This is a genomic window from Oleiharenicola lentus, assembly GCF_051660365.1.
In the GTDB taxonomy this organism is placed as follows: domain Bacteria; phylum Verrucomicrobiota; class Verrucomicrobiia; order Opitutales; family Opitutaceae; genus Lacunisphaera; species Lacunisphaera lenta_A.
On record NZ_JBOZXB010000001.1, the window covers coordinates 1,680,938 to 1,694,245 of the forward strand.

Here is a 13,308-nt window from a genome sequence, read left to right on the forward strand (position 1 = left end):
GATTTGCGCTCACAGTTTCCAACGCACGCCGAAATTCGCGCTCCAACCATATTCCTCCACTTGGCCGAGGCGCGCGCCCTGGCCGTTCGGGCTCTTCAGGAATACGCGGAACGGTTCGTCGGTGAGATTAAGCGCTTCGGCAAACACTTCCCAGTTGCGCGAGATCTTGTAGCGCAACGTCAGGTCGAGCTGCTTGAAGTCGTCGACATAAAGATCGTTCTCCGCCGCGCCGCCGAGCGGCTCGTCTTCCCGGAGGCGTTCCGAACGGAAGTTCATCGCCAGGCGGGCGAAGAAGCCGGCTTTCTCATAAGTGAGGCCAACGTTGCCCGTGCGGTCGGACTGGCCGATGAACGGCACGTCCTCGCCCGGACGCGTCGGATAAGTCGCCTCGCTGTCGAGGAACGTGATGTTCGCCATGAAACCGAGGCCATCGAACGGCGCGGGCAGGAAACGCAGCTGCTGTTGATACGCGAGTTCGAGGCCGTTGATCGTGCCGTCGGAACCGTTCGCGTAAGTCGTGAGGTCATACGACTCGCCGTTGATCACGACCGGAGTATCCGCGTCGAATTCGTAGGAGAAGTTTTCGATCTGCTTGTGAAACACCGCCGCGGACACCACGCCGAGCGAAGGCAGATAATATTCCGCCGACGCATCCCAATTGGTCGCTTCGAGCGATTTCAAATTCGGATTGCCGCGCGTGATTTCGAGATCGTCGCTGTTGATTGCGCTGCGAAACGCCGTGTCGCCAAACGACGGACGCGCGATGGAGTTCGACCACGAAGCGCGCAACACGAGTTGTTTCGTCGCGTCGTAGCGGAAATAAACACCCGGCAGCCAGTTCGTGTAGTTGTTCGAAGCCGTGCGCTTCACCGAAGTTTCGTCGACGAGGTCGACTTCGTTGCCCGTCGTCTCGAATTCCGTGCGCTCCACGCGCAGGCCGGCGATGACGTTGAGTTTGCCGAATTGCGTGCCGCCCATTGCGTAGGCCGCGAGCACGTCTTCACTGAGCGAGAAATCCTCGAATTCGCTGTCCTCGAACACCCGGGCTCCGGTGAACGCGCTGCGGTTGGCGTAAAACACTTCGCGCACGGCCGCGGTGTTCAGACGCGGCACGCGCAGGTAAGGATAATCGCTCGCCGGCTCGGCGAGATTCGCGAACGTGAACGACGTCGGCGCCGTCGCGAGTTCATAGACTTCCCCCTCAGCATCTTTTTCTTTCGCGCGATAATTCGAGCCGATCTTCAGGTAAGTCGGATTCGTGATGCCGTTGAAATCATAGCGCGCGTTGAAGCCGATGTCGGAAGTTTTTTCACTGCCGACTTCGTTGCCGAGATCGACGCGTTGGAAATTATAGGACGCCGGATCGAGGAAACTTGCGCCCGCGAGCTGCGTGACGCTTAGGCCGTAAGCCCCGACCGTATCGTAGCGGATGACCGCGTCGCGCGTGTTGCGGCGGAAACGCGCCGTGATTTCGTCCGGGCGCTTTTCGTTGCCTTCGGTGTAACCCGCTTGCGCATCGACGACCCAGCCGCCGAAACGCTTTTCGCCACCCGCGTTGAAGGTGTAAACTTCTTGGTCTTTCTCGCGGATACGCAGACGACGACCGTAGCGGCGCAGCGCATTATAAGTCGCCGAGTTCGCCGTGACCGATGACGGAACCAACGTGCCTTCCGCAAAATCGAAAATCGTGAGATGACGACTCTCGCTATCCGTAAAGCGATTATAGCCACCGCGGAAATAGAGCGACGTTTCCGAATCCGGGCGCGCTTCGAGCGCCGCGTTTAAACCGTAGCGTTCGCGCTCGATGACGTAATCGCGAAACTCCAATGCCTGCGCGACGTAAAACGGCGTGCCGTTGTCCGCCGGCGACGACCACGCGCCGCCCGTCTCATAGTTATATGAACCGAATTTGCGCACCTGCCACGTCGGCGAAATGAGAATACCATATTGTTTGTGGTCGCCGAAACGCTGCGAGACGTAGCCGTTAAATTTTTCGCTGAACTCGCCGCTTTGGTCGGCGTATTGGCCTTGGGCCGTGAAGCTCGCCGCGAGCCCTTCGGAATCGAACGGGCTTTTCGTTTTGATGTTCACCTGGCCGCCGAGGCCTTCGCCGTCCATGTCCGGCGTCGGCACTTTCGTGACTTCGATGCTCGCGAGCGCATCCGACGGAATCACGTCGAGCGCCGTGGCGCGTTCGCCCAGATCCGCGCCAGCGAAGGAGCCGCCGTTCACCTTCACCGAAGTGAAGGTGTAATTCAGCCCGCGCAGCACGATGTAACGGCCTTCACCTTGATCGCGATACAGCGAGACACCGGGAATGCGTTGGATCGACTCCGCCGCGTTCTGGTCGGGGAAATTTCCGATTTCGTCCGAAGCCACGATGCTGCGAAACGTCGCCGACGCGCGTTGCTGGTTGATCGCGCGCGCCGTGCCGACGAGCGAACCTTCGATCACAAATTTATCGAGCTGCACCGTCTCGCTGCCGAAAGTCGCGTTTAACCGCGTCGTGGCGCGCGCGGCGATCTCCACGGACAGGATTTGTTCACTGTAGCCCACATAACCGAACTCCACGCTCTGCGCGCCAGAGGGCACGCCTGCGAGCACGTAGTCGCCCGCCTGATCGGTATAAGTTTCGTGCCCCGTCCCTTTCACGACGACGCGCGCTCCGGAGAGCGCCAATCGCGTGTTTTGGTCGGTGACCCGACCGGACAGCGTGCCGGCTTCCTGCGCCGACAGCGTCGCGCCTGAGAGGCCGAGAGCGGAAATAAAAAACGCCGCGCGGAAAAAACCGGCAACGGCAGTGAGTGAACGAATCGAGTTAAACATGGTCGGTTAAACTTGGGTGTCCGCACCAAAAACCGTCGCGCGCTACCCCCGTCAACGCCCGCCCGCGTCCGTCGCCGAAACGTTACGCCCGCGAAACATGGCCGTAACAAAACACACCCGCGCTAAGGTTTTGCCATGCGCGTCGCCGCGCGTTTGTCTGCCGCGATGCCGCTGACCAAAGCCGAACTTTCCCGTCTCCGTGACCTGCGCGAAAAGAAACACCGCGAGGCGGCGGGCCTGTTCGTGATCGAAGGCGAGAAAGTCATCGGTGAACTGCTCGCGGCGAATTTCCCGCTTACGGAAATCTATGCGACGCCCGCGTGGAAAGGACAGCGAGACGATTCCCGCCTGCGGGAGACCACCGACGATGAGATGTCCCGCGCGAGTCACTTCCCCACTCCCTCGAGTGTGCTCGCGGTCGGCAAAATCACGCGCGCAACTTTGCAACCCGGCACACTCAACACCGGCCTCACGCTCGCGCTCGATGGCATTCAGGATCCGGGTAATGTCGGCACGCTGCTGCGACTCGCCGATTGGTTCGCGCTCGACCGCGTGGTGCTCTCACCCGACTGCGCGGATTTGTTTTCCCAAAAAGTCATCAACGCCAGCATGGGCTCATTTGCGCGCGTGAAGGTCTTCACCGCGCCGCTCGCCGAAACACTCGACGGGATCACTGTGCCCGTGCTCGGTTGCGATCTCGTCGGCGAAGACGTGCACACGCTCAAACCGCTGCGCGACGCTGTCATCGTGATCGGCAGTGAAGGCCGCGGACTGTCGCCGGCGGTCGCGGCACTGATCACCCAGCGCGTTACGATTCCGAAATACGGCGGCGCCGAATCGCTCAACGCCGCCATCGCGGCCGCCATCGTGTGCGACAACCTGCGCCGCGTGCGGTTGAATTAAGGTGGTCGCTAGAATTTAGCCGCCCGACGCAGGTCGATTGCGTCGTCCGTGCGCTTCTGCAAGAGACAGGTATGCGATTCCCCTTCTGTCTCTTCGCAAGTCTTCTCGCCGGCGCGCGGCTCTTCGCGGCAGACGACACCAAGCTCTTCAACTACGCGGTCAACGCCCCGCTCGAAATCCACGAGGTCGGCGTGGAACAGCGCGGCGACGCCACCGTGCGCGACATCACCTTCGTCGGCGCGGGCGAACCCGTCACCGCTTACCTCGTGACGCCGAACACGCCCGGCCCGCATGCCGCGATTCTTTACGTGCACTGGTTTGGCGATCCCAAGACGACCAATCGCACGCAGTTCCTCGACGAAGCCGTGACGATGGCCTCGCGCGGCGTGACGTCGCTGCTCGTCGATACGATGTGGTCGAAGCGCGGCTGGTGGCGGGCGCGCACGCCCGAAACCGATTTCGCCGGTGGGGAGAAGCAAGTCATCGCGCTCCGCCGCGCGCTCGATGTGCTGCTCCGCCAGCCCGACATCGACCAACAACGCGTGGCCGTAGTCGCGCACGATTTCGGAGCGATGTTTTCGGCCGTGATGGGCGCCGTCGATCAACGCCCGAAAGCTTACGTGTTCCTCGCGCCGACGCCGCGTTTGGCCGACTGGTATCTCTACAATGCGAAGCCGGCCGATGTGGATGCTTACAAAAAGCAACTCGCGCCGCTAGACCCGATCACCGCGGTGCCGCGCCTCGCGCCCGCACCGATCTTTTATCAATTCGCCTCGAAGGATGAGCATGTGCCGGCGCGCCGCGCGCAGGAGTTCTACGACGCCACCGCTCCGCGCAAACACATGGCAACCTACGAAGGCGGCCACGAACTCACCGGAGAAGACGCGCGCGCCGACCGCATCGCGTGGCTGGCGACAGAGCTGAAATTGGGCGCCTTAAGGTAGGGCCTGACCTCCGGGCAGGCCGCGATTACATGCGCGATGCTTCGGCCCGCCCGGAGGTCGGGCCCTACCTAATCAAACCTTACTTCTTCCGCGCGATCCACGCGTTCACATTCTCCTCAAGGATGCTCATGGGGACGTTGCCGTCTTTGAGCACGAGGTCGTGGTATTCGCGGATGTCGAATTTCGCGCCGAGTTGCTGCTTCGCGTGTTCGCGCAGCTCGAGGATCTTGAGCATGCCGACTTTGTAAGCCGTCGCCTGACTCGGCCACACGATGTAACGATTGGTCTCGGTGATGATGTCGCGTTCGTTGATCGGCGTGTTGGCCTTGAAATAGTCGATCGTCTGCTGACGCGTCCATTTCTTCGCGTGAATGCCTGAGTCCACCACGAGGCGCACCGCGCGCAGGAGTTCGTCGTAGAGGCGCCCGAAATCCTGCATCGGGTCGGAATAAAAACCATATTCCTTCGGAAAATATTCCGCGTAGAGTGCCCAGCCTTCCGCGTAGGCCGTGTTGCCGCCATACATGCGGAATTTCGGCATGCCGGTCAGCTCCTGCGCGATCGCGATCTGCATGTGGTGGCCGGGGATCGCTTCGTGATGCACGAGCGTTTCCATTTCGAAAATCGGAATACTCTTCATGTCGATCGTGTTCACGTAATACGCGCCGGGCCGCGACCCGTCGGCGGAAGGCTGCTCGTAAAACGCCGCGGCCGAGCCCTGCTCGCGAAACGGTTCCACCGGTTTCACGACCAGCGCGGCCTTGGGTTTCGTGATGAAAAATTCGTCGAGGCGATTACGCATCGCGTCGATGAGCTCATTGGCACGCTTGATATAAGCGGCGCGGCCCGCCGCGGTGCTCGGATAATAAAACTGCGGATCGTCGCGCACGAATTTGAAGAACGCCTGCAAGTCTCCTTTGAAGCCGACCTGTTTCATGATCGCTTCCATGCCGGCGTGGATGCGGGCAACTTCGCGCAAGCCGAGCTGGTGGATTTCCTCAGCAGTGAGGCGCGTCGTCGTCGAACCTCGCAATGCGAACGCGTAGAAATCCGCGCCCTCAGATACTTTCCACACGCCGTCATCGTCGGTCGCGGTTTTTTCCTGCTCTTGGAGCAGGCTGATGAGTTTTTCGTAAGTGGTCTTGACGCTGCCCGTCAGCGCGAGGCGGGCGTCGGCGATGAGTTGGGATTTTTTCGCCGGGTCGAGTTCCTTGAGCGCGTTCACCTTGGTCTCAAAATCGGCGAGCAACGGATTTTTGGTCAGGCTCTGGTCGAACGGTTCGCCTTTGATCACTTCGCGGCACGACTCGATGACGATTGGGAAGACGAAACGCGGCGGCACGATGTTTTTCGCCGCGCGAATTTTCACGCCGGCGATCAGCTGGTCGAACATCGCGCCCATGCCGTTCAACCGCGCAAGATAAGCGCGTGCATCGGCCTCGTTGTCGATTGGGTGAAAATTGATGAGAAACGCCGGCGCTTCGGAGTGCAGGCCCGACATCTGGTTGAGCGGATAATTATGGTAGCGCCACTTCCAGCCTTCGATCGTGCGCTCAGCCGCCTCGACCCACATGCGATAGCTCACCTGGGCTTGTTCATCGAGCGCCTCGAAATTAATCGTGCGCTTCAATTCTCCGAGTTGCTGCACGTTGATCACAAAATCCTCGAGCTGGCGCGCCTCGGAAATGTCGTCCCATTTATCCATGTCCTTCTTGATGCCCAGCTGCGCGAGGAACTGCGGGCTGCGTTCGACCGCCTCGTCAAACACGCGGTCAAAATAAGCATTGGCCTTGGCGGACTCGGCCTGGATTTGGGCCGGCGTAAATTTTTCAGCGGCAAACGTGACCGCACACACCGACATCATGACGACAGGGATGAACAATTTCATTTGCGCGAAAAATTGCCGCGTCATCGAACACGACGCAAGAGTTGGCACGCGGTAGGGCCCGACCTCCGGGCGGGCCGAGGAATTGCGGTAGGGGCGGTTATCCCAACGCCCTGCGCACAGGATATCACAACCGAACACAAGGACGGTTAGGGATAACCGTCCCTACCTCCGGCAACATTGCTCAATGCTTCCACTTATCCGTCGAGTCGTTCACGAGCTGCTGCAACATCTCGAAACGCACTTCGCCGTAATTCAGCCCGTAACGCAGTTTGCCTTCGCGAAACACCCACGTCGTCGGCAGCCACGTCACGGGCAATCCGAGAAACGTGTTCAGGCGATCGTCGCCCGCCTTCGACACCGCGCTCGGATGCGTAAGCAGGGTCAGGTTCGGTTGCGCGCTGAGGTTGCCCGCGTCGAGCTTCGGCTGCGGATCCTGACCGCGATGCCAGACGTTAAGAAAAACAAATTTCACGTCGGGATTCGCGCCGATGAATTTCGCCCAACCCTCCGGCGTCATTTCCGCGCGACAATTCGGGCACCAGGGCGCCCAGAAATGCACGATGGTCACCTGCGGGCCGGCGACGACGTCAGCGACTTGTTTTTCCATGGCGGCTGCGGGCGAGACCGTGGACGCAACCGCCGGCTCTTGCGCACGCAGCGCCGCACACGAAACCAACGACACTAAAATGAAACCAATAAAACGCTTCATGCGGCTAGGATGCGCCGCGAAGCGTTTTATTCCAGTGGTTTTTGTCGAGGGGCTTTATGATGCTGCGATTGGATCGAACGTTTAAATCGGGGCCCAAAGCCTCTCCTCCCCACCCGCACCTCACCGATACGGCTGGTGCAGCTCCACTGGCTTCGACTTCGAGCGCAGGCGGAGATTCAACATCTCCACGCCGAACGCGAAGGCCATCGAGAAGTAGATGTAACCCTTCGGGATGTGCTGGCCGAGCGATTCACCCACCAACATCACACCGATGAGAATGAGGAACGACAACGCCAGCATCTTGAGCGTCGGGTGCCGGTTCACGAAATCACTGATCGCTCCCGCAAACGCGAGCATCACGCCCAGCGCGATCACGACCGCGACGATCATCACCCACAATTGATTCGCCATGCCGACCGCCGTGATCACGGAGTCGAGCGAGAACACGATATCGAGGAGCAGGATTTGAATGATGGTGCCTTTGAACGACGCGCCTTTGCGGCCATCGGTCGCGTGCCCGTCGGGCCCTTCGAGTTTCTCGTGGATTTCCACCACACTCTTGCCGATCAAAAATAGACCGCCGATGAGCAGGATCAAACTCTTGCCCGTCACGTCGACGTGCATCACCGGCAGCACGAACAACACTTTCGTCAGGCTCATCACCCACGAGATACTGCACAGCAGCAAAATGCGCGTGACCAACGCGAGCATCAGGCCGAGTTTGCGCGCCTTGTCCTGCTGGTTGGCCGGCAGCTTGCCCGCGAGGATCGAAATAAAAATCACATTGTCGATGCCGAGCACGATCTCGAGCGCCGTCAGCGTAACGAGGGAAACCCACACCTGAGGATCTAGCAGAAATTCCATAATGCGGGCGAGTCAGTCGCGTCCGCCCGCCGGCGTCAATGCAGCGCCGGTTACACTTTTCCGCGCGGTTTCGTGAGCAGGAGAAACACCGCCACCGCGACCAGCACCCACGGCCACAGCGGCCGCACCGAACGCCACCACTCGCGCGCATTCGGCCCCGATGCCGCCATCACGCCGGCAAACGCGAGTCCGGCCGCCGGCCAGATCGTCCACCAGCACCCTTTGATCGCGGGAAACATCAGTTTCGTGACCACCGAGATCAGGAGAAAGCCGCCCGCCATCGAAAACAAAAACGCCTCATTCCCATACGCGCCGCGCAACATGATGCCCGTGCCCACGCCGACCAGGATGCACCCCGGCACCAGCAGTCCCTGCGTGCGCGACAACCCCGCCCACACGATAAAACCCACGCCGATCAGCGGCAGGAAACTGTCGCGCCAGTTCAGCGGCACATAGCGGCTCAACAGCGCCACCGCCGCCACCACCAGCAACACGCCCGCCGTCACCCGCCGACTGCGCACCGCGTCGCCGTAGGATTTGCCGCCCGAGTTATCAGATTTGTCGCTCATAGTGAGAGTAAGTTAACACATTCCCCGCGCGCCGTCATGTGCTGGAAGTCATGCTTCGGGTCATGAGCCCCAAACGCGTGGGGCACTCGTCTTTGCTACGCTCACGGCCCCACGCCGGCAAACGCCAGCCCGAACCGGATCCAGAACGGAATCGTAAACAGCGCGAGCGCGGTCGTGCCGAGCACGATTTGCACCGCCACGAGCGGCTGGCCGCCATACACACGCGCCACGATCACGGACACCACCGCCGCCGGCATCGCCGCCTGCACCACGAGCACGCGTTTCAACTCGATCGCACACGGCACATACCGCGCCGCCAGCAAAAAAATCCACGGCAACACCGCGAGCCGCAGCAGCCACGCCGTGAGCGTGATGCGCGCATTCACGAGCTGCTTCGGGTCGTCGAGGTGCGGCTGGATGCTCACGCCGCTCATCAACAACCCTAGCGGCACCGAACACACCGCCATCGCATGAATCGTGGAATTGATAAACCCCGGCACGTGCGCCGCCACCCCGGAAAAATTCGCCACCAGCGCCACCGCGAGCGCGACGATCGGCATGTTAATGAGCTTCCGCCAGCCCTCGCGCGGCGACAACCCCGACACCACCAACACACCGCCCGTCCACACCGCCGCTTCGACACCGATGTTGTGCAGAAACAGCATCGCGCGATTCTCCGCGCCGAACATCGCATCCAGAATCGGCAGAGGCAGGTAACCGTAATTGGTCAACCCCACTGCCAGCGCAAACGTCCGCAGCCCGTGGCCAATCGTCAGCCCCAGCCCGCGCGCGACATACCAGCCCGCTGCCATCGACAACAGCGTCAGCCCGAAGCCCAGCACGGGCGCGAGTAACATGCTCCCCGGCTCGCGCAACGTCGGATTGTTTGCCACCGAATCGTAGATCAGGCACGGAAACGTCACGTTCACCACGAGACTGAACAAACTCGTCTCCCCCGCCTCGGTGACCCACTTCATCCGCCGCACAAACGCGCCCAGCGCCACAATCGAAAGCACCGGCAGAATCGTGAGGAAAAGTTGCCCGTAGGACATCATGCGAAAAGCGAGAGGCTTTAGACTAGAGGCGTCAGGCTCAATCCCCGTTCTTCCCGCTCAAATCTTTCTCTTTCCTCTTAATCTAACTCTTTCTCCACCGAAATTCTTTCCCGAAATGATCGATCTCGTTCTCCTACTCTTTCTCGTTCTCCTGAAAGGTAGAGCCCGATCTCCCGCCCTCACCAACGGCTATGGCGGACAAGCCGAGCGGGCCGCCGCTTAAATCCTAGACCCCAAACCCGAAACTCCAGACCCTTCCCCTCCCTCAACTTTCACCTTTCAACTTCATCCATGCCCGCCCCCGACCCTCACCCCTGCATCCAGCTCGCGTCCAGCTTCGACGAATTGGTGAACGCGCGTTTCGCCGGCCACGTGAATGCGATTTGCTGGCCGCGCACACTCGACGGCGATTTCGCGGAAGTCGTCGCCGCGCTCAACGCCGGCGAAGGCATCACCAATCTCGACGAACCCAAACTGCGTGCGCTCACCCTCAGCGCCGCCGGCCAACTCGCCGTCGACACCCTGCTCGCCGACCTGTGCGTCTTGCGCGAACGCGGCCTCGCGCCCGAGTTGAATTGCATTCGCGCCTACCCGCGCGATGAAGATCCGCTGGTCGTCGCGACCGATGTCTATTCCTTCCACGCCGACAGCGCCCCCGTCGAAGCCGACACCTGGCTCTGCACTTATCACGGCGCCCCGAGCGAAGGCCTGCCCAACGACCAAGCCCTGCGCCGCACCGACGCCCCCGAAACCCGCGCCAAGCTCCTCGCGATTTTCGGCGGCGAAGACGGCGACGAATTCAAAGCCTTTCTCCGCGAAAACCATTTCGATCTCCACTACGCCCCGCTGACCGACGCGCAGCCCTACTCCTTTGGCCTCGGCCATCTCTGGCGCATCAGCACCGAAAATCCGATCAGCCCTGTCCCGCCCTGCATCCACCGCGCCCCCGCCCAATCCCCAAGCGACGCCCCGCGCCTCTTACTAATTAGCTAATCTTTCTCTTTCTTCTTTCTCGTTCTCTTTCTCGAAAACCCCTCGCGGGACGGACATTCCTCGGATCGAAAATCGTCCAAGACCTCTTAAGTGCTGACGCCCGCCACGCGAAATGGGCCGCGGAAGTTTCCTGGGATTACGCGGTGGCCTTTCTGGGTGAAAGTGATTTTTCCGGCGCGCGCGAGGGTGTCTAAGGTTGGGCGGAGCTCGCGCAGGGTGCTGCCGACGTTGCGCGAGAGTTTGCCGGCGCACAGAGTGGTGCCGGGTCGGAGCTTCGCTAACTCAGCGAGGATTTTCGTTCGCACGCTTCTACGAGAATCGAGGGAGGCTTTCGAGCAACTGGTTTTGCGCGCTATGGCGTCAGTGCTCGACGTGGCTAGTGGTCTCCGGAGAATACCGTGAACCTCACCCATTCCCTCCTGTCCTTGAGAAACCATGAAAAAAACATCTATCCCAAAAAACACGATTTGCTTGTGGTATAACCAGGATGCGGAGGCGGCAGCGCGATTTTATGCGAAGACGTTTCCCAACTCCAAGGTGACGGCGGTGCACAAAGCACCGGGGGATTATCCGTCGGGCAAGGCGGGCGATGTGTTGGTGGTAGATTTTACGGTGTTCGGCATTCCGTGCATCGGTCTGAACGGCGGGCCAATTTTTCCGCACAGCGAAGCGTTCTCGTTTCAGATCATGACCGAGAATCAGCAGGAGACGGACAAGTATTGGAACGCGATCGTCAAAAACGGCGGCAAGACGAGCGAGTGCGGCTGGTGCAAGGATCGCTGGGGCGTCAACTGGCAGATCACGCCGCGCACGCTGACCGAGGCGATGAAAGCCGGCGGCGGCGAAGCCCAGCGCGCCTTCGCCGCGATGATGACGATGAAAAAAATCAACGTCGCGAAGATCGATAAGGCGCGCAAAGCGAAGGCTGGCAGTAAGCGATAAGCTTTAAGCAGTAGGCCACAGGTAGTGCCCAATCTCCGAGTGAGCCGCGGCTTGCTCGTAATTGTTTGAACAGGAGGTCGCAAAGGACATGGACCTAGGAACCCTGTTCGTTTCCTTAGTTATCTCCTGTGAGATCAACTTCTCTCTACACTCCGCAGGCTCCTGTGATTCATCCGTGTTCATCTGTGTGATCCGTGGTTAGATCAAAAATCCTGAAGGACGGTTAGGGATAACCGTCCCTACCTTTGCAGACCGGCCCGCTCGGAGATCGGGCCCTACCCAGGCAATCCTCTCGCCCCTAGCCCCTCGCCCATTGCCTGTGCTCTAAGAACCCATCGCGCGGCCCGCGAGCAATCCGCCCGTCCAAGCGGCTTGGAAATTGAAACCGCCGGTGACGCCGTCGATGTCGAGGACTTCGCCGGCGAAATGCAGGCCGGGCACGAGACGGCTTTCGAAGGTTTTGAAATCCACTTCGCTGAGCTTCACACCGCCGCAGGTGACGAATTCTTCTTTAAACGTGCTTTTCCCGGTGACGCTGAATTCGCCTTCCGTGATTTGCGCGGCGAGCGCGCGCAACGCCGCGCCAGGGACGCCCGCCCATTGCGTGGTGAGCGCGATGCCGGCGGCGGGGAGCAATTTTTCCCACAGCCGCGACGGCAGGCCGAGCGGGCCCCACGTGCCGAGTTGCTTTTTCGGATTCGCGGCGCGGGCGCGCTCGAGTTCAGCGCGCGCGGTTTCGAGCGTGAATTTCGGCGCCCAGTTTACGACAAGTGTAAACTTGTAACCGGTGTCGTGCAGCACTCGTGCGCCCCACGCAGAAATTTTTAACACGGCGGGACCGCTCAAACCCCAGTGCGTGACGAGCAGCGGGCCGCGTTCTTTTAAGTTCGTGCCACGCACGGCGGTCGTCGCTTCTTCGACGGAGACACCGGCGAGCTCAGTGAGGCGTGGGTCGGTGATGTTGAACGTGAACAGTGACGGCACAGGCGGCTCGATCACGTGGCCGAATTGCCGCGCGATTTCGAAACCGGTGTTGGTTTTGTTGCCACCGGTCGCGAGCATGAGCTTATCGCAATGCACGACTTCGCCGGAAACAAGCGTGACGCGAAAGGTCGCGCGCGCTGCTTCGGTTTCGTCAGTGACGCTGGGATCGATTTTTTTGTTATAGACGCGCTCGACGAGTTTTACGCCGCAGTGGGTTTTCACGGTGACGCCGGCTTTGGCGGCGGCGGTTTGCAGGCAGTCGACAATGGTCTGCGAGCTGTCGGTGACGGGAAACATGCGGCCGTCTTCTTCCGTTTTAAGTTCCACGCCGCGTTGCGCGAACCAGTCGACGGTGTCGCGCGGCTGCCAACGGTGAAACGCGCCGAGCAATTCGCGTCCACCGCGCGGGTAACGTTTCACGAGTTCGCGCGGGTCGAAACAGGCGTGCGTCACATTACAGCGTCCGCCGCCGGACACTTTCACCTTTGCGAGCAAATGCGCGGTGGCTTCGTAGATCGTGACCACGCAGTCGGGATTTGTTTCCGCGCACGCGATCGCGGCGAAATATCCTGCCGCGCCGCCGCCGACTACGATAACTTGTCGTTTGCTCATGTGTGGCCGCGAAGCGTGG

General features: G+C 60.5%; 12 protein-coding genes. 4 read left to right on the top strand and 8 right to left on the bottom strand.

Features of this window, described 5'->3' with window-relative positions:
• Positions 1-9: 9 nt before the first annotated feature.
• Entirely contained in the window at positions 10-2,826 is a 2,817-nt protein-coding gene (locus ACRRQW_RS06105) for a TonB-dependent receptor (RefSeq protein ID WP_438480381.1), read from the bottom strand.
• A 135-nt stretch (positions 2,827-2,961) separates the two neighbouring features.
• Here ACRRQW_RS06105 and ACRRQW_RS06110 point away from each other — a divergent pair, with 135 nt between their 5' ends.
• Together ACRRQW_RS06110 and ACRRQW_RS06115 are read left to right on the top strand one after the other, a co-directional pair.
• A complete protein-coding gene (locus ACRRQW_RS06110; protein ID WP_438480382.1) occupies positions 2,962-3,729 on the top strand; it encodes a TrmH family RNA methyltransferase in 768 nt (255 codons plus the stop codon).
• A 71-nt stretch (positions 3,730-3,800) separates the two neighbouring features.
• Positions 3,801-4,673, top strand: a complete 873-nt coding sequence (locus tag ACRRQW_RS06115) for an alpha/beta hydrolase family protein (RefSeq protein WP_438480383.1) — start codon at positions 3,801-3,803, stop codon at positions 4,671-4,673.
• 79 nt (positions 4,674-4,752) lie between these two features.
• Here the strand turns inward: ACRRQW_RS06115 and ACRRQW_RS06120 are convergent, their stop codons facing one another.
• From ACRRQW_RS06120 to ACRRQW_RS06140, 5 genes are all read right to left on the bottom strand, one after another.
• Entirely contained in the window at positions 4,753-6,561 is a 1,809-nt protein-coding gene (locus ACRRQW_RS06120) for a DUF885 domain-containing protein (protein ID WP_438480384.1), read from the bottom strand.
• Between the two features lie 181 nt (positions 6,562-6,742).
• Entirely contained in the window at positions 6,743-7,270 is a 528-nt protein-coding gene (locus ACRRQW_RS06125) for a thioredoxin domain-containing protein (protein WP_438480385.1), read from the bottom strand.
• Between the two features lie 120 nt (positions 7,271-7,390).
• The gene (locus tag ACRRQW_RS06130; protein WP_438480386.1) at positions 7,391-8,134 is read right to left on the bottom strand and encodes a TerC family protein; all 744 of its coding nucleotides are present in this window, start codon (positions 8,132-8,134) and stop codon (positions 7,391-7,393) included.
• A gap of 50 nt (positions 8,135-8,184) precedes the next feature.
• The gene (locus ACRRQW_RS06135; protein WP_438480387.1) at positions 8,185-8,703 is read right to left on the bottom strand and encodes a hypothetical protein; all 519 of its coding nucleotides are present in this window, start codon (positions 8,701-8,703) and stop codon (positions 8,185-8,187) included.
• Between the two features lie 101 nt (positions 8,704-8,804).
• Complete coding sequence (locus ACRRQW_RS06140; RefSeq protein ID WP_438480388.1) at positions 8,805-9,758, bottom strand: AEC family transporter; 954 nt, start codon at positions 9,756-9,758, stop codon at positions 8,805-8,807.
• A 291-nt stretch (positions 9,759-10,049) separates the two neighbouring features.
• On the opposite strand from ACRRQW_RS06140, the gene ACRRQW_RS06145 reads away from it, so the two are divergent.
• Positions 10,050-10,751, top strand: a complete 702-nt coding sequence (locus ACRRQW_RS06145) for a hypothetical protein (RefSeq protein WP_438480389.1) — start codon at positions 10,050-10,052, stop codon at positions 10,749-10,751.
• 86 nt (positions 10,752-10,837) lie between these two features.
• Here the strand turns inward: ACRRQW_RS06145 and ACRRQW_RS06150 are convergent, their stop codons facing one another.
• Positions 10,838-11,056, bottom strand: coding sequence for a DUF3253 domain-containing protein (locus tag ACRRQW_RS06150; protein ID WP_438480390.1), 219 nt, complete (start codon positions 11,054-11,056; stop codon positions 10,838-10,840).
• A 130-nt stretch (positions 11,057-11,186) separates the two neighbouring features.
• Here ACRRQW_RS06150 and ACRRQW_RS06155 point away from each other — a divergent pair, with 130 nt between their 5' ends.
• On the top strand, positions 11,187-11,693 hold the full coding sequence (locus ACRRQW_RS06155; protein ID WP_438480391.1) for a VOC family protein: 507 nt from the start codon (positions 11,187-11,189) through the stop codon (positions 11,691-11,693).
• 324 nt (positions 11,694-12,017) lie between these two features.
• Here ACRRQW_RS06155 and ACRRQW_RS06160 read toward each other — a convergent pair whose 3' ends face one another.
• The gene (locus ACRRQW_RS06160; protein ID WP_438480392.1) at positions 12,018-13,289 is read right to left on the bottom strand and encodes an NAD(P)/FAD-dependent oxidoreductase; all 1,272 of its coding nucleotides are present in this window, start codon (positions 13,287-13,289) and stop codon (positions 12,018-12,020) included.
• Positions 13,290-13,308: the final 19 nt, after the last annotated feature.

What these genes read in the sequence shown, in the direction of transcription:
- ACRRQW_RS06130 (WP_438480386.1), bottom strand. Translation starts at nt 8,134, where the DNA reads ATGGAATTTCTGCTAGATCCTCAGGTGTGGGTTTCCCTCGTTACGCTG.
- ACRRQW_RS06110 (WP_438480382.1), top strand. Translation starts at nt 2,962, where the DNA reads ATGCGCGTCGCCGCGCGTTTGTCTGCCGCGATGCCGCTGACCAAAGCC.
- ACRRQW_RS06115 (WP_438480383.1), top strand. Translation starts at nt 3,801, where the DNA reads ATGCGATTCCCCTTCTGTCTCTTCGCAAGTCTTCTCGCCGGCGCGCGG.
- ACRRQW_RS06140 (WP_438480388.1), bottom strand. Translation starts at nt 9,758, where the DNA reads ATGATGTCCTACGGGCAACTTTTCCTCACGATTCTGCCGGTGCTTTCG.
- ACRRQW_RS06105 (WP_438480381.1), bottom strand. Translation starts at nt 2,826, where the DNA reads ATGTTTAACTCGATTCGTTCACTCACTGCCGTTGCCGGTTTTTTCCGC.
- ACRRQW_RS06135 (WP_438480387.1), bottom strand. Translation starts at nt 8,703, where the DNA reads ATGAGCGACAAATCTGATAACTCGGGCGGCAAATCCTACGGCGACGCG.
- ACRRQW_RS06120 (WP_438480384.1), bottom strand. Translation starts at nt 6,561, where the DNA reads ATGAAATTGTTCATCCCTGTCGTCATGATGTCGGTGTGTGCGGTCACG.
- ACRRQW_RS06160 (WP_438480392.1), bottom strand. Translation starts at nt 13,289, where the DNA reads ATGAGCAAACGACAAGTTATCGTAGTCGGCGGCGGCGCGGCAGGATAT.
- ACRRQW_RS06145 (WP_438480389.1), top strand. Translation starts at nt 10,050, where the DNA reads ATGCCCGCCCCCGACCCTCACCCCTGCATCCAGCTCGCGTCCAGCTTC.
- ACRRQW_RS06155 (WP_438480391.1), top strand. Translation starts at nt 11,187, where the DNA reads ATGAAAAAAACATCTATCCCAAAAAACACGATTTGCTTGTGGTATAAC.
- ACRRQW_RS06125 (WP_438480385.1), bottom strand. Translation starts at nt 7,270, where the DNA reads ATGAAGCGTTTTATTGGTTTCATTTTAGTGTCGTTGGTTTCGTGTGCG.